This window comes from Chelativorans petroleitrophicus (genome assembly GCF_025398195.1).
Lineage (GTDB): Bacteria > Pseudomonadota > Alphaproteobacteria > Rhizobiales > Rhizobiaceae > Chelativorans > Chelativorans petroleitrophicus.
In genome coordinates this window covers 1-24,206 of record NZ_JAODNV010000022.1, presented here as the reverse complement: position 1 = coordinate 24,206, position 24,206 = coordinate 1, and the positions used below count along the sequence as shown (strand labels likewise).

At 62.1% G+C, this 24,206-nt stretch carries 21 protein-coding genes, 1 tRNA gene and 2 pseudogenes; 8 read left to right on the top strand and 16 right to left on the bottom strand.

What is annotated here, in order from left to right:
* Window positions 1–113: 113 nt before the first annotated feature.
* The 13 genes from metK to NYR54_RS17120 all read right to left on the bottom strand — a co-directional run bounded on the left by metK (window position 114) and on the right by NYR54_RS17120 (window position 14,534).
* Window positions 114–1,394, bottom strand: coding sequence for a methionine adenosyltransferase (gene metK, locus NYR54_RS17180; protein WP_261516949.1), 1,281 nt, complete (start codon window positions 1,392–1,394; stop codon window positions 114–116).
* Window positions 1,395–1,496: 102 nt separating this feature from the next.
* Window positions 1,497–1,910, bottom strand: coding sequence for a helix-turn-helix domain-containing protein (locus NYR54_RS17175; protein ID WP_261516948.1), 414 nt, complete (start codon window positions 1,908–1,910; stop codon window positions 1,497–1,499).
* A gap of 132 nt (window positions 1,911–2,042) precedes the next feature.
* A complete protein-coding gene (gene lnt, locus NYR54_RS17170) occupies window positions 2,043–3,608 on the bottom strand; it encodes an apolipoprotein N-acyltransferase (RefSeq protein ID WP_261516947.1) in 1,566 nt (521 codons plus the stop codon).
* Window positions 3,609–3,715: 107 nt separating this feature from the next.
* Window positions 3,716–4,750 carry a hemolysin family protein gene (locus NYR54_RS17165; protein ID WP_423738637.1) on the bottom strand — a complete coding sequence of 345 codons (1,035 nt, stop codon included), beginning with the start codon at window positions 4,748–4,750 and terminating at the stop codon, window positions 3,716–3,718.
* Window positions 4,751–4,792: 42 nt separating this feature from the next.
* Window positions 4,793–5,287, bottom strand: coding sequence for an rRNA maturation RNase YbeY (gene ybeY / locus NYR54_RS17160; RefSeq protein ID WP_261516946.1), 495 nt, complete (start codon window positions 5,285–5,287; stop codon window positions 4,793–4,795).
* Window positions 5,280–6,275: a PhoH family protein gene (locus tag NYR54_RS17155; RefSeq protein ID WP_261516965.1), complete on the bottom strand. Its 996-nt coding sequence runs from the start codon at window positions 6,273–6,275 to the stop codon at window positions 5,280–5,282. Before NYR54_RS17155 ends, ybeY begins: the two co-directional genes overlap by 8 nt.
* A gap of 44 nt (window positions 6,276–6,319) precedes the next feature.
* Window positions 6,320–7,759, bottom strand: coding sequence for a tRNA (N6-isopentenyl adenosine(37)-C2)-methylthiotransferase MiaB (gene miaB, locus NYR54_RS17150; RefSeq protein ID WP_261516945.1), 1,440 nt, complete (start codon window positions 7,757–7,759; stop codon window positions 6,320–6,322).
* Window positions 7,760–7,799: 40 nt separating this feature from the next.
* Entirely contained in the window at window positions 7,800–8,627 is an 828-nt protein-coding gene (gene olsA / locus NYR54_RS17145; RefSeq protein ID WP_261516944.1) for a lyso-ornithine lipid O-acyltransferase, read from the bottom strand.
* Window positions 8,628–8,645: 18 nt separating this feature from the next.
* Window positions 8,646–9,137: a GNAT family N-acetyltransferase gene (locus tag NYR54_RS17140; protein WP_423738636.1), complete on the bottom strand. Its 492-nt coding sequence runs from the start codon at window positions 9,135–9,137 to the stop codon at window positions 8,646–8,648.
* A complete protein-coding gene (gene tsaB, locus NYR54_RS17135; RefSeq protein ID WP_261516942.1) occupies window positions 9,134–9,811 on the bottom strand; it encodes a tRNA (adenosine(37)-N6)-threonylcarbamoyltransferase complex dimerization subunit type 1 TsaB in 678 nt (225 codons plus the stop codon). Before tsaB ends, NYR54_RS17140 begins: the two co-directional genes overlap by 4 nt.
* Before the next feature lie 15 nt (window positions 9,812–9,826).
* The gene (locus tag NYR54_RS17130; protein WP_261516941.1) at window positions 9,827–10,291 is read right to left on the bottom strand and encodes a GNAT family N-acetyltransferase; all 465 of its coding nucleotides are present in this window, start codon (window positions 10,289–10,291) and stop codon (window positions 9,827–9,829) included.
* A complete protein-coding gene (locus NYR54_RS17125) occupies window positions 10,278–12,461 on the bottom strand; it encodes a malate synthase G (protein WP_261516940.1) in 2,184 nt (727 codons plus the stop codon). The genes NYR54_RS17130 and NYR54_RS17125 overlap by 14 nt, the downstream gene beginning before the upstream one ends.
* Before the next feature lie 54 nt (window positions 12,462–12,515).
* Window positions 12,516–14,534 (bottom strand): hydantoinase/oxoprolinase family protein, encoded by a 2,019-nt coding sequence (locus NYR54_RS17120; protein ID WP_261516939.1) that lies wholly within the window; start codon window positions 14,532–14,534, stop codon window positions 12,516–12,518.
* Between the two features lie 532 nt (window positions 14,535–15,066).
* Between NYR54_RS17120 and NYR54_RS17115 the strand changes: the two genes are divergently transcribed.
* A tRNA-Arg gene (locus NYR54_RS17115) sits at window positions 15,067–15,143 on the top strand.
* Window positions 15,144–15,628: 485 nt separating this feature from the next.
* Here NYR54_RS17115 and NYR54_RS17110 read toward each other — a convergent pair.
* Entirely contained in the window at window positions 15,629–15,802 is a 174-nt protein-coding gene (locus tag NYR54_RS17110; RefSeq protein ID WP_261516938.1) for a hypothetical protein, read from the bottom strand.
* Between the two features lie 137 nt (window positions 15,803–15,939).
* On the opposite strand from NYR54_RS17110, the pseudogene NYR54_RS19315 reads away from it, so the two are divergent.
* Window positions 15,940–16,197 (top strand): annotated as a pseudogene (locus NYR54_RS19315) (SIR2 family protein); the annotation flags it as partial.
* Between the two features lie 279 nt (window positions 16,198–16,476).
* Here NYR54_RS19315 and NYR54_RS17100 read toward each other — a convergent pair.
* Window positions 16,477–17,409, bottom strand: a complete 933-nt coding sequence (locus tag NYR54_RS17100) for a LysR substrate-binding domain-containing protein (RefSeq protein ID WP_261516937.1) — start codon at window positions 17,407–17,409, stop codon at window positions 16,477–16,479.
* A gap of 242 nt (window positions 17,410–17,651) precedes the next feature.
* Between NYR54_RS17100 and NYR54_RS17095 the strand changes: the two genes are divergently transcribed.
* The 6 genes from NYR54_RS17095 (at window position 17,652) to NYR54_RS17070 (ending at window position 23,751) form a co-directional block, all read left to right on the top strand.
* The gene (locus NYR54_RS17095; RefSeq protein WP_261516936.1) at window positions 17,652–18,401 is read left to right on the top strand and encodes an SDR family oxidoreductase; all 750 of its coding nucleotides are present in this window, start codon (window positions 17,652–17,654) and stop codon (window positions 18,399–18,401) included.
* A gap of 44 nt (window positions 18,402–18,445) precedes the next feature.
* Entirely contained in the window at window positions 18,446–19,381 is a 936-nt protein-coding gene (locus tag NYR54_RS17090; protein WP_261516935.1) for a 2-hydroxyacid dehydrogenase, read from the top strand.
* A 9-nt stretch (window positions 19,382–19,390) separates the two neighbouring features.
* Window positions 19,391–20,422: an L-idonate 5-dehydrogenase gene (locus NYR54_RS17085; protein WP_261516934.1), complete on the top strand. Its 1,032-nt coding sequence runs from the start codon at window positions 19,391–19,393 to the stop codon at window positions 20,420–20,422.
* 248 nt (window positions 20,423–20,670) lie between these two features.
* Window positions 20,671–21,810, top strand: coding sequence for a TRAP transporter substrate-binding protein (locus NYR54_RS17080; RefSeq protein ID WP_261516933.1), 1,140 nt, complete (start codon window positions 20,671–20,673; stop codon window positions 21,808–21,810).
* Between the two features lie 2 nt (window positions 21,811–21,812).
* Complete coding sequence (locus NYR54_RS17075; protein ID WP_261516932.1) at window positions 21,813–22,403, top strand: TRAP transporter small permease subunit; 591 nt, start codon at window positions 21,813–21,815, stop codon at window positions 22,401–22,403.
* A gap of 46 nt (window positions 22,404–22,449) precedes the next feature.
* Complete coding sequence (locus NYR54_RS17070) at window positions 22,450–23,751, top strand: TRAP transporter large permease (RefSeq protein ID WP_261516931.1); 1,302 nt, start codon at window positions 22,450–22,452, stop codon at window positions 23,749–23,751.
* Window positions 23,752–23,881: 130 nt separating this feature from the next.
* On the opposite strand, the pseudogene NYR54_RS17065 reads toward NYR54_RS17070, so the two are convergent.
* Window positions 23,882–24,206 (bottom strand): annotated as a pseudogene (locus tag NYR54_RS17065) (IS21 family transposase); the annotation flags it as partial.

The window sequence follows — 24,206 nt, the reverse complement described above, 5'->3', positions numbered from 1 at the left end:
TTGCGCAATTCCGAACGGAAACCGGCTTCCACTTTCCCGGAATTGCGCTGCCCGGAGAGATGGCGCAAGCGGAGGCGCTTCAGCTGATCGCCGGTGCTCGCGACGCCTCGGCCTCACGCCGCCGCGGCAAGCGCCTGCTTCAGCGCCTTCACCAGGTCCATCCGCTCCCAGGAGAAGGACCCGTCACGCGCGCCGGGCTTGCGGCCGAAATGGCCGTAGGCCGCGGTCTTGGCGTAGATCGGTCTGTTCAGGTCAAGATGCCGGCGGATCCCCGTCGGCGACAGGTCCATGACTTGGCGGATGGCAAGCTCCACCGCCTCTTCGGAGACCCGGCCCGTGCCGTGCAGGTCCACATAGATCGCCAGAGGCTGCGCCACACCGATGGCATAGGCGAGCTGGATCGTGCAGCGGTCGGCAAGTCCCGCCGCCACCACGTTCTTCGCCAGGTAGCGCGCGGCATAGGCCGCCGAGCGGTCGACCTTGGTCGTGTCCTTGCCGGAAAACGCACCGCCGCCGTGGGGAGCAGCACCCCCATAGGTGTCGACGATGATCTTGCGCCCGGTCAGCCCCGCATCGCCATCGGGCCCGCCAATGACGAACTTGCCGGTCGGATTGACATACCACCGGCAGTCCTCCGCGATCGCCAGCCCGCCGCTTGCCAGAGCCTCACGGACATAGGGCTCGACCACCTCGCGCACCTTCTTCGAATCCCAGTCGGGATCGAGGTGCTGCGTGGATACCACAATCTCGGTGACAGCGGTCGGCTTGCCGTCCACATAGCGCACCGTCACCTGGCTCTTTGCGTCAGGCCCGAGCTTCGCGGCGTCTCCCTCGCCAGCCTTTCGCGCCTCCGAAAGACGCTGCAGGATGCGATGGGCATAGTAGATCGGCGCCGGCATGAGATCGGGGGTCTCGCGGCAGGCATAGCCGAACATGATGCCCTGGTCGCCCGCGCCTTCCTCGCCCTGGCGGTCAGCCGCGTTGTCGACACCCTGCGCAATATGGGCGGACTGGCCGTGCAGCAGCACGTCGATCTTCACCGTTTTCCAGTGAAAGCCCTCCTGCTCGTAGCCGATCGAGCGGATCGCGCGCCGGGCCGCGGCACGGAACTTGGCGGGGTTGATCACCGGCTCGCCGCGGGCATCCCTCAGGATGTTGCCCTGCTTGTCCCGCTTCAGGAGGCTGTCTGGAACGCGTACTTCCCCGGCAATGACGACCCGGTTCGTGGTTGCGAGCGTCTCGCATGCCACGCGGACCTTCCAAGGGTCCATGCCTTCCTTCTTCGCCTCCCGGTAGACGAGGTCCACAATCTCGTCGGAGATGCGGTCGCACACCTTGTCCGGATGGCCTTCGGACACCGATTCACTGGTAAAGAGATAAGTTCTGCGCGCCACGGGAAAGCCCCTCTAAGAAAAGACCGGCACAAGCGCCGCGCCGGCGGGCATCCTGTTAACCACTCGCCATCGAAAGGGTCAAGAGTTGTGGGAACCTGACGGCTACTCGCTCGACGGATCAGCCGCCAATGCCTTTACCAAGTCGAGCACCCGGCGCCGAACCTTCGGGTCGGCAATCTTGACGAAGGCTCGATTGAGCTGAATGCCTTCGGAGCTGTTGAGGAAATCGGCCACATAGGTCGCGTTCTCCTCGGCCAGCCCAGGTTGCGCGCTGCTGTCGCCCGGGGCGCCATCGAAGAAGAAGGAAACCGGGGTGTTGAGAATCGATGCGATCGCCTGCAGGCGGCTGGCGCCTACGCGATTCGTCCCCTTCTCATACTTCTGAATTTGTTGAAAAGTTATGCCCAGGCTCTCGCCCAGCTTTTCCTGGCTGATGCCAAGCATATTCCGGCGCAGCCGGATTCGGCTTCCGACGTGAACGTCGATCGGATTCGGCCTCTTCTTGCTGTTGTTCATCGATCCCTCGCCGCACGGGACATAGTGACTATTCGATACCGACGGGAATCACGCCCTCTATTAGCCGGGACTGCCCCCCAGCACCTGCGCGCATAGTCGGCACGATCATATGTGCGGGTCGTCACCCCGATGTCAATCGCGACTCTCGGGAATGCCTACACGTATGATTAAAAACAACGCAACCATCCCCAGCATTGCGGAAAAAACAAGGCCGCGCAAGGTGCTGCTGCCGCCCGGCAACATTCCATTTTCGGTCAGCGGCACCGCGACATCGATGATTCCGCGACGGCTTGCTGCGAGCGCGTCGATCACACGGCCTCGGGCATCGATGACCGCGGTCGGACCATGCGGCATGGCAAGCAGCAGAGGGAGTCCCGCCTCGACCGCGCGAAGCTGGGCCTGGCGCAGATGCTGATAGGAGACAGGCAGGCCGGCGAAGGCTGAATAATTGGCCGGATTGAGGATGAGGTCCACCCTTTGGGCATGAGGTTCGGCAATACCGGGAATTGCCGCCTCCGTGCCGATGAGCGGCAGCGCACCAATGTTTTCTGATACGGAAAGAAGTCTCCGGGCGCTGCCGGGGGAATACGACGTTTTCGTTAGGGGACTATCCGGCCCGGCACCCGGAAAGATTCCTTCGAAGGGCAGGTGATCGACAAAGAGAGCAATGTTTACCTTATCTGCCCCATCGATAATCCCATCCGTTTTGCTGATAGCGACGACTGCGTTATAGAGCCGCCGCATGCCCGCCTCTGGTCCGCTCTCTTGCCGCACCGTGCCGGCAATCAGCAGCTCGTCATCCCTGAGGCCACGGACGATGGCATCGAGCAGGTCCGGCCTTTCGGCAAGCACGAAGGGGACGGACAGCTCCGGCCAGAGAATAAGTTCGGGTGAAGCCTGTCCGTCGGCGACGGGAGAAGCGGTCAGCTCCAGATAGGTTTTCAGCGTCTCGTCGAAATCGCCGCCTGCCTCCGGAACAGGCTGCACGAGCCGGACGCGCAGAACGCGGTCCGTTTCGGGATTCATCGACAGGTGCGCATAGCCATAGCCGAGCTGGGCGGCGATCAAGATGGCCGCCAGCGTCAACCCGGCGCGTGCATGAAGCCGCGTCGCGAGAAGAGCAGGCGTTGAATAGACGAAAATGGCCGCCGCACTCATCCCTGCCACGCCCAGCACATGCGCGCCCTGCATCAGAAGCGGCACGGGCATGGCGGCAAGGCCGATGGCATTCCAGGCCAGGCCCCAGGGAAGCGCGCCGCGCAGCCATTCGGCAATCCCGAAGCCGAAGGCGAGCGCGGCTATGCGCCCGATGCCGTCGCTCCAGAGCAGGCGGGCGATCAGCGTGGCCAGACCGTAGAACAGGGCGAGACACGCGGGCAGGCCGAGCACGGCCAGGGGCAGGGCCCAGGCAAGGCCCAGGTCGCGGAGAAAGGGTGCACCCACCCACCACATGCCGGCGAGAAAATAGCCGAAGCCGAACCACCAGCCGGCGGAAAAGGCCGGCAGGAAGCGCCGCCATGCCGCTCCCGCCGCCGGTGTACCGTCAAGCAGCCAGACAAGAATCGGGAAGGAGAAAAAACCGGCCGCCGGAAAATCGAAGGGGGGGAGCGCCAGAACGGTGATTGCACCCGCCGCGCAGGCGGCGAGCCGCCGCGGCCAGCTCCACAACAGAAACACTCGTCCGGCAAGTCGCTCCATGGGCCCATCCGCAAGACGAATCAGGACACCAGACTTACCAAGCGGAAAGAGCGCCGCCAAATGCGGCGCTGCGCTGTTGGGATGGATGGCCGAAACCGGCTGAGTTGCTACGCCTCGGGTGCCTTCATTATGCGGCGGCGGCGCTCGGCCGTACGGCCCTGCACTATACGCACGCGCTTCACGCGGCGCGGATCGGCATCGAGCACATGGAACTCGAAGCCGGGGATCGCCTGCACCACCTCGCCGCGCGCGGGTACGCGGCCCAGCGCGTTGAAGATCATGCCGCCGATCGTGTCCACCTCTTCGGCGTGCTCGCCGGGGCTGAAGCCGTCTCCGATCGCGCGGGCGACATCCTCGATCTCCGCGCGCGCGTCGACGACGAAGATGCCGTCGCCGGTCTTCTCGATCATCGGCTCGTCCTCGTCGTGCTCGTCCTCAATGTCGCCGATGACCATCTCCACAATGTCCTCGAGCGAGACGAGCCCGTCCGTGCCGCCATATTCATCGATGACGAGCGCCATCTGGGTGCGGCTCGCCTGCATGCGCGCCATGAGGTCCGACGCCAGCATCGAGGGCGGCACGAAGAGCAGCGGGCGGACGATGTTCAGTTCGCCGATGGTGCGGTTGAGATCCACATTACCGAGCGACAGGGGCGGGTTTGCTTCCTGCTTGCGTCCACGCCCGTTCTTGGGCCGCGAAGCGCGGATGAGATGCGCCACGATATCGCGGATGTGCACCATTCCCCGCGGATCATCGAGCGTTTCCGCATAGACGGGCATGCGCGAATGCGCCCCGCGGTCGAAGACGTTTAGCAGCTCGCCAAGGGTGGTGTTGATCTCCACCGCCTCGATGTCGGCGCGCGGCACCATGACATCCTCCACCCGCAGTTCGCGTAGGCGCAGAATGTTGTTGAGCATCGCCCGCTCGATGGGCGAGAAGGACGCCGTTTCCGGCGTACTTTCCGCAAGGGCGTCGGCAAGATCCTCGCGCAGAGATGAGCCGTTGCGCAGGCGCATAAAGCCCGTAAGCCGCTCAAGCAGCGAGAAATGTCGCTTGTTGCGTTGCGGAGGTCTACTAGAGCCGTCCTCGCCTTCCGAGGGGGAGCTGGCTTCGCCGTCCGGAGGGCCGGCGGCTTCAGTTATGGAAACGTCTGTCATCGTCTTTCGGTTGTTGACCCCGGAAAGTTAGGCATAGGGATCGCCAATGGCAAGACTTTCGAGAATACGCCGTTCGAGATTCTCCATTTCCTCGGCCTCTTCAGGCGTCTCGTGGTCATAGCCGAAAAGGTGAAGGAACCCATGCACCACAAGGTGCGTGAGATGATGCTCGAACGGCTTCCGCTCTGTTTCGGCCTCGCGTGCCACTGTTTCATAGGCGAGCGCAATGTCGCCAATGTGACGCGGCGCGCCGGGCATGGTCGCGGCGGCGGGCGCGGGAAAGGACAGCACGTTGGTTGGTTTGTCCTTGCCGCGGAAACGGGCGTTCAGCGCCTGGATGACGGCATCGTCCGAAAAGAGGATGGTGAGCGTGCCCCGGCCTGCCGCTTCCGCATGGCCTGCCGCGGCCGCCACTGCGCGGACGCAGATATCGTGAAGGGCATCCTCCGGCGGCCAGTCGCCCGCCTCGACAATGCACTCGACGTCAATGCCCGCTGCAGCCTGTACCGCTACGTCAGCCATCGGTTTCGCGTTCCGGCGGGCGCTTGGGCGTCTTACGGTCATAGGCGTCGACGATCGCGGCAACCAGCGGGTGACGCACCACGTCCTTCTCGTTGAAGCGGACTGTGACGATGCCGGGCACATCCCGAAGCACGTCCAGCGCCTCGATCAGCCCGGACTTGGTGTTCGGAGGCAGATCGATCTGGCTCGGATCGCCGGTCACGATCATGCGTCCATTCTCGCCGAGTCGCGTGAGGAACATCTTCATCTGCATCGGCGTGGTGTTCTGCGCCTCATCGAGGATGACGACCGCATTGGAAAGCGTGCGGCCGCGCATAAAGGCGAGCGGCGCAATCTCGATCACGTCCGCGGCCAGCGCCCGTTCCACTTTCTCGGCTGGGATCATCTCATAAAGCGCATCGTAGAGCGGCCGCAGATAGGGATCCACCTTCTCGCGCATATCGCCGGGCAGGAAGCCGAGCCGCTCGCCGGCCTCCACCGCCGGCCGCGACAGCACGATGCGATCCACCATCCCGCGCTCCAGAAGCATGGCGGCATGGGCCACGGCGAGGAAGGTCTTGCCTGTACCGGCAGGACCAATCCCAAACACCAGTTCCGAGCGCTCCAGCGCGCGCATATAGGCGTCCTGATTAGGCGAGCGGGCGTAGACCGTGCGCTTGCGAGTGGAAATCTGCGCCGCCGCCAGCTTGCCTCTGGACTCCATCGTCGGCAGGCTGAGCTGGTCGTCCGCTGCCTGCGCGAGGCGCACCGCGCCGTCCACCTCGGACGCGGAAAGCTCCGCGCCGCCTTGCACAAGGCCATAGAGATAGTCGAGAGCGCGGCGGGCCTGTTCGGCCGCCGTCGACTCGCCCTTGATCGCGAGCTGATTTCCCTTGGACCGGATGTCCACGCCGAGCTTCTGCTCGATGCGGGCGAGATTTTCATCGAACGGCCCGTAAAGCCTGCCCGCAAGCTTGTTGTTGTCAAAGGTCAGTACGACGTGCGCCATGTCGGATGCCCCGGAGGGGCGCTTTTCGAAATCCGTTCCGGCGGTCAAACGTGTGCTCCCTTCAGGCTCTTCGTCATTTCCGCTGGCCCGCTGGCGGGCTCGCTTAGAAGGCTGTTCGGGCCGGCATGCGTGATGCGCACGCGAACGATGTCCCCCACCGTTCCGGCCCTTTCGTCGGCGACGACTGGCTGCAGCCAGGGCGAACGGCCGACGAGCTGGCCCGGATGGCGCCCCGGCTTCTCCAGAAGCACGTCGATCGTCCGGCCCACCAGGCTTTGTGCGAAGGCCTGGCTCTGTTCGGTAAGCAGCGCCTGCAGGCGCTGCAGACGGTCGTCCTTGACCGCATCGGGAACCTGATCCTCCATCTCCGCGCCCGGCGTTCCAGGCCGGGGCGAATATTTGAAGGAGAAGGCCTGCGCATAGCCCACCGCTCGCACGATGCGCATCGTGTCCTGAAAGTCTTCCTCCGTCTCTCCGGGGAAGCCGACGATGAAGTCACCCGACATGGCGATGTCGGGCCGCGCGGCACGGATGCGCTCGATCAGGCGCAGATAGTCGGCCGCGGTGTGGCGCCGGTTCATGGCCTTTAGGATGCGGTCAGAGCCAGCCTGCACCGGAAGATGCAGATAGGGCATCAGCTTGTCGAGATCGCGATGGGCGGCGATCAGCGCGTCGTCCATGTCGCGCGGGTGGCTGGTCGTATAGCGCAGACGGTCGAGCCCGGGAATTTCTGCCAGCCGGAAGAGAAGGCGGCCGAGACCCCATTCCCTGCCGTCCGGACCTTCGCCGTGCCAGGCATTGACGTTCTGGCCGAGCAGCGTGACTTCCCGCACGCCGGCCTCCGCCAGCCGCTCCGCTTCGGCTACGATCTGCGATACGGGGCGGGACACCTCCGCGCCGCGTGTGTAGGGAACCACGCAGAAGGTGCAGAACTTGTCGCACCCCTCCTGAACGGTGAGAAAAGCCGTGACACCGCGGCTGCGCACCGCCTTGCGCGCGGGAGCGGGCAGATGCTCGAACTTGTCCTCGATGGCGTAGTCGGTCTCGACCACCTTGTCGCCCGCTCGGGCGCGCCTCAGCACGGCGGGCAGGCGATGATAGGTCTGCGGGCCGATGACAAGATCGACCGCCGGCGCCCGCCGCAGGATTTCCCGGCCTTCAGCCTGGGCGACGCAGCCCGCAACGCCGATCACCGTTTCGCGGCCCTGTTTGGCGCGCTCGTCCTTGATCTGCCGGATGCGGCCGAGCTCCGAATATACCTTTTCCGCCGCCTTTTCGCGAATGTGGCAGGTGTTGAGAAGGACGAGGTCCGCCTCCTCGATCGATTCGGTGGGGCGATAGCCTTCCGCCGCCAGCGCGTCGGTCATGCGCTGGGAATCGTACACATTCATCTGGCAGCCATAGGTCTTTACAAAGACCTTCTTTTCCACGGGCCGTTCCGTTTTTGCCTCTAACGCGGCAGAACCGCCTGCAGCTTCCAGCATTACATTTTGTTCCATGAGCGCGTACTAACGTTTTTTAGCGTCAAAAAACAGGCGAATCTTCACGGGCGTATTCACGCTGGCGCAAAGCCTCGACCAGCATGCGGCGAACCAGCGCCTCCGCTCCTTTCGCTACCTCCTTGCGGTCGGACTCCGCCGCAAATGCAATGGGCGTTCCGAAACACACCTCCACATCGATGGAGCCGGAACGCAGGATCATCTTCAGATGAGGCACGAAATCCGTGTCGCCAATCCAGGCAATCATGCCGCGTTCACGCCGATCGAGCGGCAGGCCGCCGCGCCGCAGGTAGGCGATCGCAATTGGCTGCACAAACACATGCGGCTTTTCAAGCGCTTCCAGCGCCATTCTTGCCGCGCCGAATAGAGTACTCTTGAAGGGCAGAACGCGGCTCCCGTCGCTCGTCGTGCCTTCCGCGAACAGCACCATGGGATCGCCATTGGCGAGCCTGTCGGCGATCGCACGCGCCTGGCCGGGCGCGGTCTGCTTGCGCTCGCGCTCGATGAAGACGGAGCGCTGCAGCCGGGCGAAGGCTCCCAGAACGGGCCAGCCGCGCACCTCGGACTTGGCGATGAAATGCACATCCGCCAGCGAACCCAGAACCAGAATGTCGATCCATGACACGTGGTTACTGGCAATGAGCAGCGGGCGTTCCGCAGCCAGCGCACCTTGAACATGAACCCTGATGCCGAGCACCCGCAGCGTGAGGCGGTGCCAGAGGCGTGGCGCGCGCCGATCGCTCCACCAGCCCGTGCGCAGCGCGATCTCCTGCCACGCCATCAGCGGCAGGGTATAGCCCGCGACAAGCAGGATCTTGAGAGCAAGACGGATCGTGGCGAGCGCGCGGTTCATGGCTGCAATGGTCTGCGTCTAACCAAGGTCCCGGCGCATCACAAGGGCATGGGTTCTGCCGGCGGCATGGGCGTAATAGCCGGGCCGGCGCCCGACCTCGCGGAAGCCCAGGCGGCGATAGAGGGCGACGGCCGGCGCGTTGTTCTCGTCCACTTCGAGGAACAGCGCCTCCACACGGCCCGCATGCAGCGTGCGCAGGACCGCATCCATCAATGCGTGCCCTATGCCGCGGCGGCGACACGAGCGGGAGACTGTGATGGTCAGAATTTCCGCCTCTCCGGCCGCCGAGCGGGCAAGAACGAAACCCCAGGGCGGCGCATCGGGAACGCCCTCCGCCACGGCGGCGAAGCCGAACACCGTATCCTGCGAAAGCAGCGCCTCGAACTCATCCTCCGTCCAGGGCCGCGCGAAATCCTCGGCGTGAAGCGCGGAAAGCGCAGCGCTGTCCACGGCCTCAAGCGGCCGAACGACGAAGCGCCGTCGCCGGAACCCCAAGGAAAGCGCCATCATCCACCCTTAAGTGGCAGAGCAAAGCCGGATTGCGGCTTGGCGTCGGGTGGCCTGGAATAAAACGGTACAGGCCGTTTGTCGCGCAGGGGGCGAGCGGCGGCAACCGCGGCATAAAACAGGATATCCGCCGTCGCCCCGCGTGGACCGAAATCGAAGGAGCCGTCCGCGCGCGCAGCGAGAGTTTCCGCCGCTTCCCCGGCAAGCACGGGCCGGTTGGCCTGGGCGATCCGCACCGCCTCATCCTCGCCGGCAAGCCGTGGCCCATCAAGTAGCGCGCCCGCCGCATCCAGATGCATGATCGCTAGCGCCTCCGGCCGGCCAAGGGCGGCAAGCACCGACCGCCCTGGAAAGCTTTCCTTGGTTTCCGCCGCAAGGGCTTCGAGCGTACTGACGCCGATTGCGGGGATTTTCAGCGCCAGCGCCAGGCCGCGCGCGGCCGCAACGCCGACACGCACGCCGGTGAAGGAGCCCGGGCCTATCGAGACCGCCACCGCGCCTATCGCGTCATAGCCGAGCCCGGCCTTTTCCAGAGCCTCGCCGACGACCGCCATGACATGCTCGGCATGGCCCTTTCCCAGATCGACCACCGCGCGACCGCTTTCAGCCTGGGCGTCACGATCATATACGCAGGCTGCACACAATGAGGCGGCAGTGTCGATGGCAAGGATGTTCATCGTCTCTCCTTGCACTCAGGCGCTCGCAGTTGCCACCAGCGGCAGCTCGAAACGCGGCAGCACCCGCCCGGGAATGGAGCCGGAGGGAGACTGGCCAACCATCCGGGCATCCATCTTCTCGTAGAAGGCTGCTGCGCTGGGATCGGCGTCGAGCGCAAGCACCCGCGCCCCACGCTCTGCCGCTTCCTCCCTGGCCCAGTCGAAAAGCGCACGACCGACGCCCTTGCCGTGATGCGCTGGGTCGACGAACAGCTTGCAAAGCTCCGCCTTCTCACCCTCCAACGACATCTCCGCCACGCCGGCGCATTCACCATTCAGATCGGCCACGGCGATGAGGCCGCCGCCCCCAGGATCGACCGTCAGCTCCTCCCTGCAGGCGGCCATGAAAGCCTCGTCATAGCCATGCGAGGCTTTCGAGCGCAGGCAAAGCTCGGTGAGCTTCGGACCTTCGTCAGCTCTTGGCGGTCTAAGTCGGAGCATCTGTTTTCGTCTGCGCCTTTTTCTCGAGCCTGCGGGCATGCAGGATCGGCTCCGTATAGCCGTTGGGCTGCATACGCCCCTTGAAGACGAGATCGCAGGCCGCCTTGAAGGCGATCGAACGCTCGAAATCGGGCGCCATGGGCTCATAGTTCGGATCGCCCGCATTCTGCCGGTCCACCACCTCGGCCATGCGCTTCATGGTTTCCATCACCTGCACTTCCGTGACGATGCCATGATGCAGCCAGTTGGCGATGTGCTGGGAGGAGATGCGCAGCGTGGCGCGGTCCTCCATCAGGCCGATATTGTTGATGTCCGGCACTTTGGAGCAGCCTACGCCCTGGTCGATCCAGCGCACCACATAGCCGAGGATGCCTTGCGCGTTGTTGTCGAGCTCGGCCTTGATTTCCTCCGGCGACCAGTTGGGGCGCGAGACTACCGGAATGGAGAGAATGTCGGAAAGCTTGGCGCGCGGGCGGGACTTCAGGCTCTCCTGAACCGCCTTCACGTCCACTTTGTGGTAGTGCGTGGCGTGCAGCGTGGCCGCCGTCGGCGAAGGTACCCAGGCGGTGTTCGCGCCGGCCTTTGGATGGCCGATCTTCTGCTCCAGCATCGCCGCCATCAGATCGGGCATCGCCCACATGCCCTTGCCGATCTGCGCGCGGCCGGAGAGCCCGCATTCGAGCCCGATATCCACGTTCCAGTCCTCGTAGGCCGCAATCCAGGTGGACTGCTTCATGTCGCCCTTGCGGATCATCGGCCCGGCTTCCATCGAAGTGTGGATCTCGTCGCCCGTGCGGTCGAGAAAGCCGGTGTTGATGAAGACCACGCGCGCGGAGGCAGCCCGGATGCACTCCTTGAGGTTGACGGTCGTGCGCCGCTCCTCGTCCATGATGCCCATCTTCAGCGTGTTGCGCGTCATGCCGAGGGCGTCCTCGACGCGGCTGAAGAGCTCGTTCGAGAAGGCAACCTCCTCCGGCCCGTGCATCTTCGGCTTGACGATATAGACGGAGCCGGCGCGGCTGTTCATGCGCCGTCCGTTCGGGCCGATGTCGTGCAGCGCGATCAGCGAGGTGAACATCGCATCCATGATGCCTTCGGGTACCTCGTTGCCGTCGCGGTCGAGAATGGCCGGATTGGTCATCAGATGCCCGACATTGCGCACCAGCATGAGCGAGCGGCCGGGCAGGGTGAGCGGCGATCCGTCGGGAGCGGTGAGGCGGATGTCCTCATTGAGGCGGCGCGTGATCGTTTTGCCGCCCTTCTCGAAGGTCTCCTCCAGATCGCCCTTCATCAGGCCGAGCCAGTTGCGATAGGCAAGCACCTTGTCTTCCGCATCGACGGCGGCGACGGAATCCTCGCAGTCCATGATTGTGGTGAGTGCGGCCTCCAGGATCACGTCGGCAATGCCCGCCCTGTCGCCGCGCCCGATCGGATGATCGCGGTCGATGACGACGCGGACATTCAGTCCGTTGTTGAGGAGTACCACCTCCCGCAAGGCCTGAGCATCACCGGCATAACCCGCAAACTGCGCCGGGTTCCTGAGCCCGGCCGTGCCGCCTTCGGTTGTGACAACAAGCCTGCCGTTCTCCACGGCAAGCCCGGCCACATCCGCCCAGCTTGCGCCTTCAAGCGGCGCGCTATCATCGAGGAAATTGCGCGCCCAGGCGATGACCTTCTCGCCGCGCTTCGGATTGTAGCCCGCGCCGCGCTCTGCCCCGTCCGTCTCGGGAATGGCATCGGTGCCATAAAGCGCATCATAGAGCGAGCCCCATCGGGCATTGGCCGCGTTCAGCGCATAGCGGGCGTTCATCACCGGCACGACGAGCTGCGGGCCGGCGGTGACGGAAATCTCCGGATCCACATTGGCGGTCGTGATGGTGAAAGCCGGACCTTCCGGCACAATGTATCCGATCTCCCGCAGGAAGGCCTCATATGCTTCAAGGTCGTTCGGCGCGCCATGCTCGCGATGCCAGGCGTCGATCCTAGCCTGCAGTGCATCGCGCTTTTCGAGCAAGGCGCGGTTTCTGGGCGTAAGCTCGTGCACGATCTCGGAGAGCGCGCGCCAGAACGATTCCACATCAACCCCTGTACCAGGCAGCGCCTCGTCCACGGCAAAATCATGCAGCGCGCGGGCAATCCTGAGCCCGTTGATCTCTACGCGACTATCCATTTTACGTCTCCGAAAACAGCACCGGCGGTGTTTGATCATGCCGGACGCCGGGGGTCAATCGCTTCCGGCAATCCGCGGCCGTCCAGCCGCGACGGCGCGCACAATGGCTTCGACGAAGATGCGTTCCCCGTCAACATCGGCTGTTTTCAACACGCGATGGACGGTGAGGGCGGCATTCTCCGCTCCGGCCTCGGCGGCACCCCCGGCCGCCAGCCTGCCCGCCAGCTCCTCCGCACAAAGGAGCGCTTTCTCCTCATCCGGGAAATCGCGGATTTCCGCACCGGCGCTGACGCGGAACAGGCCTTCCGCCGGCTTCGTCACGTGGGCTTCGACCGTTACGCGGACCTGGCCCGCCACCGCGCCAATCGCGTTGGCGACATCCAGATGCTCGGGCAGGACACATTCGCTGGAAAAGAACCGCTTGAGACCCGCATAGTGGAGGCGGGCCGACGCGCCGAGCCCCACTACGGGTCTGTCGAGCGACACGGAAAGCCGCGCCACACCTTGATGACCGCCAAGCGCCCGCTGAAGCAGCGGATGTTCCGGCGAAACCGCGCTCTCCAGACCGTCCTCGGCAAGGGCGGTTTCCAGTATCGCCTCGGCGGAACGCCGGGTGAGGCAGGCGAGCACCCTCTCGCTGATTTCCTCCGCGCTTGCGGCGAGCGGCATGCCGCGACCGTCACGTTTGCGCGCGAAGAGTGCTGCGCCCAGCCGGGCGGCCCGGCTGTCCCAGCTTGCCTGTCTGCCCATCACGTGGGCCGCGTCCGATGGCGTGAAGCCACAGACCTGCGCAAGGCCGCGCGAGACGAGGCGCATGAGGGTGGCCCCTTCGGCGGCGGAAATGAAAAGCCGATCCAGCGGAAGGGGTGTTTTCGAGAGGCGGCGGAAAAGCCGCTCCTCCACCTCCGTGAGCCCCGCTGCGAAACGCTCCGGTAGCCCGGTGAGGAATGCGAAGCGCCCGTCGAGCCGCCCCGCATGGAGAGCCTCAAGCTGCCGTTCCAACTCCGGCACGACCGAGTCCGGATGAAGCGTCTCGGCAAGCGAGAGAGGAACGAGGCGGCGCGGTCCGAGGCGGAGCCGCGGTCCAAGGATGTCATCCTCGAGGCCCACTTCCGAATCGCCGCCGAGCCCGAAAGTGCGCATCGCCACCGCCTCGACCATCGTGCGCCAGCCGCCGACCGTTGCGCCGTCCGGGTGGAGCCGCGGCCTGCCTCCGGCAAGCAGGGCGATGTCGGTGGTCGTACCCCCGATGTCGGAGACGATGGCGTCATCGAGGCCGGTCAGATGCCTGGCGCCCACCAGGCTTGCCGCCGGACCCGACAGGATCGTTTCGATGGGTCGCGCGCGGGCGAGGTCGGCCGCGATCAAGGCGCCGTCCCCGCGTACCACCATCAGCGGGGCCGTGATCCCGCGCCTGTGGAGAAAGCCCGTGGTGGCCTCGATCAGCCGGTCGACGAGCGCGATCAAACGGGCATTGAGCAGGGTGGTCAGCGCCCGGCGCGGCCCCCCGAGCCTGGCCGAGAGCTCGTGGCTTGCGGTGACGGGTAGCCCCGTCCGCGTGCGGATCGCCTCCTTGACGGTGACCTCGTGAGACGGATTTCGCACGGCGAAATAGGCGCAGACGGCAACGCCGGTGAGCGCCGGAGCAACCGCGTCGAGCCACGAATCGAGCGGCGCAAGATCGAGCGGCATCTCGTTGCCGTGTACATCATGGCCGCCAGCGAGGAACAGAACCGGGTCGCCGCCGAGGGCGGCCTGTAGGCCGTCCTGTTTGAGGTCGGCCTCGGTAAAACCCACCATCACCAGCCCGGCGCGTCCGCCCTGGCCTTCCACCAGGGCGTTCGTGGCAAGGGTGGTGGACATAGAGACGAGCCCGATCCGGCTGCCGTCGGCCCCGGCCCGGGCCAGCACGGCATCCACGGCCTCGGAGATCCCCTGAGATAGATCATGGCGCGTTGTGAGCGCCTTCGCCTTGGCGACAAGGCCAGACGTTTCGCTGAAAAGCACCGCGTCCGTATAGGTGCCACCCGTATCTATGCCGAGAAGAAGGGGCGCTTGCCCTGTGTGGTGCATTCACTTTTGCCCAAAGGCGGATTGGCCGATGGGCTCGCTTTAGCGGAGAGGCAAAGGCCGTGCAAACACATGAGCGACGGGTTTCTGTCGGGAAAACGGCCGCCCCGGGGCGCGACGCCGGGGCGGCCTGCTGTGAGCCCCGGGAGGGAAGGGCCGCAGCGTTCCCGCATTGCGGCGGGAGGTTTCCAGCCTTCTGGCATGAAACGAGCGAACGGACTCCAGGTTCCCGGCCGGGCCGAGGCATCTGAACCGGGCGCATTTCCCGGAATCCGGGTGCGCGGGACCTGAGCGCGCATATCGCGATATTGGAGTATCGATGCTGGACGGCCGGCGTCCAGACATCTCAGCTCTTTACTGGCAAACCGTCGCTTATCCGGGCATATGCTGGCCACATGGTTGACATCAGCCTTGATGTGGTTTCGACCTTGATGTGCGATACCACGCAAATGTGTGGAGCACACAGCGGATTAAGCGTTGAAGCACCGGGCGCTATCGGCTAAGTAAGCGGCGCCGCATCAGCGGCGGCATCCGGGCACCCGTAGCTCAGCCGGATAGAGCGCTGCCCTCCGAAGGCAGAGGTCACACGTTCGAATCGTGTCGGGTGCGCCATTTACAGCACCTTTCTCTGCCCATTTTCGGCATATTTTCGGCAGAATCGGTTAGCAAGGGCCTAAGGTTTCGCGTAATTTCGGCTCATTTCGACGGGCGTCACCGTTGCCCTCCTCGAGCATCTGGAACCAGAGCACCACCGTCAGCAACACGACCGGCCCCGCGTCCGACCATTTTGACAATTTCAAAGCGAAATGACGAGCGCGCTTGAACGTGCGATGCGCCACTTTCTAAAGAGAGTTCGGTGTCGTGCGGTGCAGCCTCTCGTTTGTATCAACTGCCGTGATAGGGAGGGGGTGCAGCAGTAGAGGGTGCGGCGATACCGTAGGGTCGATTCCTCAAAGGGGGCGAGCTTGCGTAGTCGCAATAAAGGCCGCAGAGACCGACGAGTGGAAACGATTCCACCTGTTGCCGGCCAACGCCGGCTGTAGGCCGCGTCGTCTGAAGAACGCAGGGACTAGAATTCCTAGCGTTCCCGGGTGACGTCAAATCTTACGAACCGCTTCCGCCAGTTCCGGCCTCTCAAGCGTGCTCGTTACGGAAAGCAGGTTGGCGAGCTTCTCGACTTCGCTCCGATGGTTCTGGATCAGCTCGCGTGCCGCTACATACGCGGCCTCCAGACGTGCGTTGACGCGCCCGGCGATATCACGGCGTTGCATCAGGATCGGGCCAAGAAAGGCGAAGTCGCCCCCCGCGCGGGGGCGCGGATAGAAACCCAGGCAAGCCCGCGCTCTCGTTTAATGCGGGCAAGTCGCCCCCCGCGCGGGGGCGCGGATAGAAACAATCGTTGCTGATATTGCAGAGGCCCAATTCAGATCGACCGCAAATTGTAAAGTTTCATGGTGATTTTTCGGACGACAACTCGCTTGTCATTACTGAGACAGACTATTTTGAACGTCTCGAGTTCGAATCCCCATTAGACCTTCGCCTTCGAGCAGACGTGTTGGGACGATCCATCTTATTCGTCGGATACAGTCTAAGAGACTTTGATCTTCGCCTTCTCCTTTTCCTTGCCCGGCTTTTTCGATCAACTGCTAGATCTAGTTCGCGGCACGGGGTGAGTACAGAGCGACGGCTCTGCGACACGGAATGTGCATCTCATCGATCCTCCCCGGGTAAACTAGCCCCAGCCGAGCGTCGCCTCTAGGATGCTGGAGGCGAGCGAATATCCGGTGTCCTCGGCTGAATTACCCGCAGGCCGCAATTTGGAATTGACAGAGCCTGCCGTGTGTTGCGCGGCGCCGAGGTGATGGCGTGAAGCTAGAACGACAGCTTCACGCCAATTGCCCGACAGTCTGGCATCGGCCCCATAACGGACCATTGTTCCTGCCGCCTAGGCCGATACTAGGGAATCGTTTTTTGGCGCAAGCAGCCGTTTCGTAAGCTCCGCGGTGAGGTCACGAATTGCGGTTGCCGGTTCGGACAACGGAAAATGCTCGGCAGTGCACAACGACAGTACTTCGCCAATTACAGGATTGGTGACCTTCTTAATGACTATGGAGTCACCCTCGAGCGCTATTCGATCTGCGATCGCGCGCGGCATTATGGTCGCTCCGATACCCGCATGCACCGCCCGCGAAAGGGTGCGCACTGAGTCAATTTCGGCAACCACCCTCAGTTTGATACGGCGCCTAAGAAACGCCATATCAATCGCTCTGCGAACGAAATTGTAAGGCGGCGGCAAAAGAAAAGGCAGTGGTTCCAGTTGAGCGACCGCGACGGTTTCTCCGCCTAGATTCGTAGCCAAATCCTCTGGAAGAACCAGGAAGAATTCCTCGCGCAACATCTTCTCGAATTTGATGCCCTTTATTGGTCCGGTTCCATGCATCAGTGCCATTTCTAACCGGCCATTCATGAGCATTTGGCTGTAGGGCTGGCTAACACTTTCGGTTACCTGAAGCAGGATTCCCGGATATCTGGCGCGCGCCTCGGTAATAAGGTCGACAGAGATGGTACCAGCACTGCTAAACGGCACCAGTCCCACTGAGACAGGGCCTGTGAGCAATTCCCCCGCGCTTAGGACGTCGGCCTCGGCTTGAGCAATCTGACGTAACACCGTCTGGGCATGCCGATAAAGGACTTTCCCTGCATCGGTCATCGATACGCCTTGCTGAGCGCGGATGAGAAGTTTCTTGCCGAAATGCGCCTCCAGTGTAGCAACGTGCTGACTCAATGCTGGTTGCGCAATATGAAGCACGTCCGCCGCGCGCGTGATGCTGCCGTTGTCGACAATAGTTATGAAGAAGCGAAGACGCCGGATGTCCATTAGCTGCTACCCGTTTTCGCGGCATCGTATCTAATCGCCGCAATTTTGGAAACGGCGGCGCGCAAGTTCGGCCGCTTCAGGGGACGAGTGGACCGAGTTGGTTTTTGGACAGTTGACGGTGACAGGATAAGAAAGGCGTCTGCCCCCATAAAGCGATCGCTCTTGTGCCGATTCAAGTCTTCCCCCTAGGATGCACGTCAAGCGCACTTCTTCTACCATTCTCCGTAGCATCAAGGTCCGACATGAGCTTTTCCGATTACCGTACCGCACTTGTCACGGGTGCTTCTGCAGGAATGGGAGCGGCCCTAGTGGAACGGTTCTGCAAGGAGGGTCTAACAGTCCATGCCATCGCGCGTCGGCAGGATCGGCTTGAGGAGCTAGCGGCCCGCACCGGCTGCATTCCCCACGCGCTAGATATGACGGATATCGACTCCCTTACTCGACTCCTGCGGGGCTTGGAAATCGACGTTCTGGTCAATAATGCGGGTGCCGGTCGGGCGGGGTCCATTCCGAGCGCCAGCGCCGAAGACATCGATGCACTCGTCGATCTGAATGTGCGCAGCGTCCTGCACACGGTTCGTACGGTGCTACCGGGCATGATGGAACGCGACCGTGGCCACATCATTAATATCAGCTCCATAGCTGGGCACTACAATTTCGCCGGCAACACAATCTACCACGCCACGAAGGCAGCAATTCATATGCTATCCCGGCAGTTGCGTGTCGACGTGCTCGGCAAACGCATTCGGGTCACCGAAATATGCCCCGGTCGCACAGAGACTGAAATCTTCGATCGCAATCATGGGGTCACAAAGGACGAGGCGCGCGAAAAATTTTATGAGGGTTATGAGGTTCCCTCCGCCTCGCATATCGCTGACATCGCTGCCTTTGCGATCAATTTGCCAAGCTACGTAAATATCGGGCTGATCGAAGTGACGCCTACCTTTCAGGTTCCAGGCGGGCTGACCACGCTGAAGAGCAAAGCACAGTGAACGGTGCAGCTGCCCGTCTCACGAACTTCTACGAAATGTTACTCATGATCGACATCTTGATGATCGGACCCTATCCCGAATGGGACTTGGCGGACCTGGAAGCGCGCTATCGTGTGCACAAGCTCTGGGAAGCGGTGGATCGAGACGGCTATATCGCCGAAAGGTCGGAGAATGTTCGAGCAATAGCCACGCGTGGTGAGCTCGGTGCCAGCGCGAGGCTGATGAGCAAGTTGCCCAGACTAGAAATCGTGGCCTGCTATGGTGTCGGTACAGATGCCATAGACCTCGAATATGCGCGCAAACGGGGCATCCGCGTCACCAACACCCCCGACGTCCTGACAGAAGATGTCGCCGATCTCGGGATCGGCCTCGCGCTCGCGGTCTGCCGAGAAATCCCCCGGGCCGATGCCTATGTGCGCGAAGGGAACTGGCGTACTAGCAACATGCACCTCGTGACCCGTTTCCATGGCAAGAAAGTCGGTATCGTGGGCATGGGACGAGTGGGAACCGCATTAGCGCGACGCGCCGTCGCTTTCGGCTGTGGCATATCATATTTCGATATTGCTCCCCGAACCGACCTTCCCTACCCCTTCGTGGCCGATCTCGTGGAGCTTGCCCGCAGTAGCGATTTCCTGATCGTCACACTATCGGGCGGCAAGAAGACGAAAAACAGCATCAATTCTGAAGTTCTTCATGCCCTCGGGCCTGACGGTTTTCTCATCAACATCTCTCGTGGTTCGACAGTTGACGAGGCAGCGTTACTCGAAGCTCTCGAAAACAATACGATCAAGGGTGCTGGTCTCGATGTTTTTTGTAACGAACCGAACATTGACCAACGCTTCCTAAGTCTCACCAACGTTGTGCTGCAGCCGCACCACGCCTCCGGCACAGTCGAGACACGCAAGGCAATGGGCCAGCTCGTGCGCGAAAATCTCGCTGCGCATTTTTCGGGTCGGCCCCTGCTAACGCCTGTCGTCTAGGAGGACTTCGTGAAAGCGATTGTTATTCATGCCGCCAAGGACCTACGGATTGAGGATCGCGAAGTTGAAGCGCTCGGGCCAGGTCAGGTGGAAATAGCTATCGAAGCCGGCGGCATCTGTGGTTCGGACCTACACTATTACAACCACGGTGGCTTCGGGACCGTGAAAATACGCGAGCCAATGATACTTGGACACGAGGTGGCCGGCACCATTCGCGCCCTGGGTAAAGGCGTCTCGGGGTTTGCTGTTGGCGACCGCGTCGCCGTTTCGCCAAGCCGGCCTTGCAATTCCTGCCGATACTGCCTCGGCGGCCGGCAGAACCAGTGCCTCAATATGCGCTTCTACGGCAGCGCTATGGCCATGCCGCACATCCAAGGTGCATTCCGCCAGCGCCTCGTCGCACAAAGTAGGCAGTGCTACAGGATCGCCGACGGGATTTCCGCCAACGAAGCTGCCTTTGCGGAGCCCCTTGCCGTCACGCTGCATGCGGTGGATCGTGCTGGCTCGCTTCTGGGCAAGCGCGTGCTTGTAACTGGTTGCGGGCCGATTGGTGCGCTCACAATCATTGCCGCCCGCCTCCATGGTGCCCGTGAGATCGTCGCAACCGATGTTTTGGACGGCGTGCTGGCTAAGGCGCGAGAGGTCGGCGCCGACCGGTCCATAAACGTCGTGTCCGATGGCCATAAGCTTTCCGCGTACGGCACCGACAAGGGCTATTTCGACGTGATGTTCGAGGCCTCGGGCAACGAACAGGCCGTGCGTGCCGGATTAGAAGTGCTGCAGCCCCGCGGAGTGCTGGTGCAACTTGGCCTGGGCGGTGACATGGCGATCCCCCAGAACACCATCGTGGCGAAAGAGATCGAGATGCGCGGCACCTTCCGCTTTCACGAGGAGTTTGCGCTAGCGGTCGATTTGATCAACCAGCGCCGGGTCGATCCGAGGCCGCTGCTTACTGGCATCTTTCCGCTCGAAGACACCGTTCAAGCATTTAGAACGGCCGGAGATCGAAGCCGCTCCATGAAGGTGCAGATCGCCTTCTGACCTAGACTTGACTCAGGTGCCTTCCGCTTCGAGGGCGGGTGGTTAGTCAGGGCGATTTCCCAAGCGCTACAGAATGCCGAGATGGATGTTGAGGTGGCCGCGATTCACCGCGATCCGGACCTGACACCATTACGGTCCCCTATGGCTTGAGCAAGAAACCACGTGGCACGCACCCCGGAACATAACAAAATCTGATACCCCCAAACAGAACAGGCCACTTACGCGCCGATGCCCCGGGGATTAACATTTTGTGGACGGTTCGCACATGGACGAACGGCGTCATCATCCGCCGCTTGCGGAAGGGATCGCCGAACCAGTTTGTTAACCGCCTGACCGCAGCATGGATGAGGCGACAGCAAGGAAGCGCCTCGAAACCACAGGGGAATGACATGCTCTTCAATAGACGCAATCTGATCGGTTCAGCACTAACCATAGCGCTGTTCGCCTCGGCTACTTCGACTTCACTGGCCGAGATTCAGATCAATCTGTCCGACGTGCTGCCGGAATCGAACTTCATGGTCAAGAACGCGACCAAGTTCGCTGAGGCGGTCAAAGAAGCGACCGGAGGTGAAGTCATCATTTCAGTCAAGGCCGGCGGCTCGCTCGGGTTCAAGGGCCCTGATCAACTGACCGCTGTGCGCGACGGGCTCGTCGAAATGGCTGACATCAATATCAGCCAGCAGGTCGGTGTAAATCCGCTGTTTGGAGCCGAAGGCATTCCATTCCTCATCTCTTCCATGGAGGAGCTAAGAAAATACCACGAGTTCATTCGGCCGGAGTTCGAGAAACTCGCCGAGCAAAACAACCAGAAGATCCTGTATATGGTGCCTTCCCCGGCTCAGTACGTCTACCTCCAAGTGCTGGTCGACGATATAGAGGACTTCCGCGGCATTCCAGTTCGCGGCGCGGACAAGAATACGGTCGACATCGTAAGCGCGCTCGGAATGGCCGGGGTGGCCATGCCTTGGGGCGAACTTATTCCGGCGCTTGCCTCCGGCCGTGTCTCCGGTGTTGCCACCTCCGCCACGTCAGGCGTTGATGGCAAGTTCTGGGAGTTTCTGAAATACATCTATCCCACGAACCACACCTGGGGTAGCAACATGGTCACCATCAACCTCGACGTCTGGAACAAAATTCCTGCTGCACAGCAGCAAGCGATCGAGAAGGTGGCGGAAGAAATGGAACCTGGGTTCTGGGAAATCTCACGCCAAGGAGATCTCGACAGTATCAAGATCATGACCGACAATGGGATGGAGCTTGTCGAGATTTCTCCCGAGCTGCGCGCTGAAATGACCAAGCGGGGCCAAGCGCTGCAAGAGAAATTTCTTCAGCGAGTTCCTGCCGCCAAGCCCCTTGTGGAACAGTTCAAAGCCGCGGCCGGAAAGTAAGTATGTCCGACATGACTCCTACCAGGTCAGAGGGCGCGCGCGAGGCGGGGATCGTGGCGGCGGTGCAGACCGCCGCCGATCTCCTTTCGATCCTAGGAAGCTATCTGGCGGTGGCCTGCACCGTTGGGCTGACCCTCCTCGTACTGGCTGAGATCCTGGCGGCCACCCTGGCGCGCGTCATCCCCAGCGTGCCGGCGAGTATTCATGTTGGGTGGGAGTATAGCGGCTATCTGATGGGGGCCTCGTTCCTCCTCGGAGCAGGCATGACATTGCGGGCGGGATTGCAAATCCGCGTCGAAATGCTGATGCGAGCAGGCAAAGAACGATTTGCGCGGCAGTTCGAGGCGGTGTCGAGCCTCATCGGGGCCGGCGTCACGGTCTTCCTTGCAATCTCGATGGTGAATCTCACGCTGCGGACCTGGCGTTTCGGTGAAGTGTCGCAGGACAGCCTGACACCGCTGTGGATTCCGCAGGCCGTCCTTGCGCTGGGCGCTATCATTCTAGCACTCCAAATGGTCGCTCGCGTGTTTACCTGTCTGGCCGGTCGCTCTGTGGACGATCCAACCCTCGGCGCCGCCTCAGCTATCGAATGACAGCCAAGCCGACCATTCGCCGGGGACGGCTGGAATGGAGTTTTAGATGACCGCGATCATGGGAAGCCTGTTTGGCTTGCTTTTTAGTTTCCTTGCCCTTGGGACATGGATCGGTATTGCGCTCCTCGGGACCGCTCTCGGCATGGGCCTGCTGTTCCTGAGTGCTCCGCTCGACAAACTCTTCGCGCAGTACACTTTCGGCGTCCTGACGACACCCGACCTTGTGGCTCTGCCGCTCTTTGTACTGATGGGCGAATTTCTCTTCCGCACGAGGCTTTCAGCGGCGCTCTTTTCCGGCCTTGCCCCGTGGGCAGGTCTCCTGCCAGGCCGACTTCTGCACGTGAATATCGTCGGCTGCACAATCTTCGCTGCAATTTCCGGTTCTTCGGCAGCAACCACGCAGGTTGTAGGCCGCATGACATTGAAGGAATTATTGCGCCGCGGCTACTCGCCGGACGTCGCAATCGGCAGCTTGGCGGGAGCCGGAACACTAGGATTCCTCATTCCGCCGTCAACGGTAATGATCATCTACGGCGTATTGGCAGAAGAGTCCGTGCTGCGGCTGTTCACCGCCGGTTTGCTTCCCGGACTGTTACTGGCTGGCAGCTTCGCCGTTTGGGTGATGATCCACACGACCTTTCGCAGGGACCTCATACCAGAAAGCGAGCGCGCACTCGCACATATGAAATTTGCCGAGCGCGTTGCCGCCCTTCGTGAGCTTTGGCCCGCGCTCTTTCTCATCGTCTGCGTCTTGGGATCGATGTATGGCGGTCTTGCCACGCCTACGGAAGCAGCAGCACTCGGTGTTGTCGGTGCATTTCTCATCTCTTGGCTGCAGGGGGCGCTATCGCCAGCTGTCCTCCGCGATGTTTCCTTCGGCGCGGTCCAGACCACTTCCATCATGGGGATCATCATCCTCGGTGCCAGCATCCTAGGAAATGTAGCGGCTATACTCGGTATTCCTGATGCTGTCGCGGTGATGGTGTCTGACTGGAACCTGTCGCCGATCATGCTCATCGTTACCCTGATGCTTCTATATCTCGTTCTGGGAACCGTACTCGAAGGGTTTTCTATGATAGCTACGACACTTCCGGTGGTTCTGCCTATCGTCACAGCCGCGGGCTTCGACAAAGTCTGGTTCGGAATCTTCCTTGTTCTTGTCGTGGAGATGGCGCAAATCACGCCACCGGTTGCATTTAATTTCGTGATCATCCAGAGCATCACCGGCCGCAGTGCGAGCTATCTGTCGAAGGTGACAATGCCCTATCTTCTGATCATGATGGTGTTCGTGATTTTGCTGGCAATATTCCCCCAGCTCGTCTCCTTTCTCCCGAACCTCATTTTATGAGGAAAATGCTCCGTTCACTCAGGGTGTTGATTTCCGCTGAAAGCTGACCCGGGATTTTCGCCGAGAAGTGACCTGCCTTCATTTATGGTTTGGGTCTCAGGCCTTGGTTAAGGTGGGTGCTTTATCCTTAGCCGTCGAAGAGGCGTGGCATCGGCATCAGGAACCGCGCTTCCTCGGCCCGGATGTCTTCGATCGTTCCGGGTCGGACACCATGGGGAACCTGTTGCCACAGCTCCCGGCACCGCCGCTCCAGCCAGTCGTTCAAGGCCTCCAGCGATGGAAAGCGCGGCATCGGCTGCCATAGCCGGTGACGCGCATCCTGAACGTTCTTCTCGACCTGTCCCTTCTCCCAGCCCGAGGCCGGATTGCAGAACTCGCTCTCGAACAGACAATGGCTGGCCAGGGCCGAGAAGCGGGCATTGACCTGCCGCTCCTTGCCGCGCCCGATTCTGTCG

Coding starts and splice junctions, on each gene's coding strand:
- NYR54_RS17175 (WP_261516948.1), bottom strand. CDS start 1,910: ATGAACAACAGCAAGAAGAGGCCGAATCCGATCGACGTTCACGTCGGA.
- lnt (WP_261516947.1), bottom strand. CDS start 3,608: ATGGAGCGACTTGCCGGACGAGTGTTTCTGTTGTGGAGCTGGCCGCGG.
- ybeY (WP_261516946.1), bottom strand. CDS start 5,287: ATGGCTGACGTAGCGGTACAGGCTGCAGCGGGCATTGACGTCGAGTGC.
- NYR54_RS17155 (WP_261516965.1), bottom strand. CDS start 6,275: ATGGCGCACGTCGTACTGACCTTTGACAACAACAAGCTTGCGGGCAGG.
- miaB (WP_261516945.1), bottom strand. CDS start 7,759: ATGCTGGAAGCTGCAGGCGGTTCTGCCGCGTTAGAGGCAAAAACGGAA.
- olsA (WP_261516944.1), bottom strand. CDS start 8,627: ATGAACCGCGCGCTCGCCACGATCCGTCTTGCTCTCAAGATCCTGCTT.
- NYR54_RS17140 (WP_423738636.1), bottom strand. CDS start 9,137: ATGATGGCGCTTTCCTTGGGGTTCCGGCGACGGCGCTTCGTCGTTCGG.
- tsaB (WP_261516942.1), bottom strand. CDS start 9,811: ATGAACATCCTTGCCATCGACACTGCCGCCTCATTGTGTGCAGCCTGC.
- NYR54_RS17130 (WP_261516941.1), bottom strand. CDS start 10,291: ATGCTCCGACTTAGACCGCCAAGAGCTGACGAAGGTCCGAAGCTCACC.
- NYR54_RS17125 (WP_261516940.1), bottom strand. CDS start 12,461: ATGGATAGTCGCGTAGAGATCAACGGGCTCAGGATTGCCCGCGCGCTG.
- NYR54_RS17120 (WP_261516939.1), bottom strand. CDS start 14,534: ATGCACCACACAGGGCAAGCGCCCCTTCTTCTCGGCATAGATACGGGT.
- NYR54_RS17110 (WP_261516938.1), bottom strand. CDS start 15,802: ATGCAACGCCGTGATATCGCCGGGCGCGTCAACGCACGTCTGGAGGCC.
- NYR54_RS17100 (WP_261516937.1), bottom strand. CDS start 17,409: ATGGACATCCGGCGTCTTCGCTTCTTCATAACTATTGTCGACAACGGC.
- NYR54_RS17095 (WP_261516936.1), top strand. CDS start 17,652: ATGAGCTTTTCCGATTACCGTACCGCACTTGTCACGGGTGCTTCTGCA.
- NYR54_RS17090 (WP_261516935.1), top strand. CDS start 18,446: ATGATCGACATCTTGATGATCGGACCCTATCCCGAATGGGACTTGGCG.
- NYR54_RS17075 (WP_261516932.1), top strand. CDS start 21,813: ATGTCCGACATGACTCCTACCAGGTCAGAGGGCGCGCGCGAGGCGGGG.
- NYR54_RS17070 (WP_261516931.1), top strand. CDS start 22,450: ATGACCGCGATCATGGGAAGCCTGTTTGGCTTGCTTTTTAGTTTCCTT.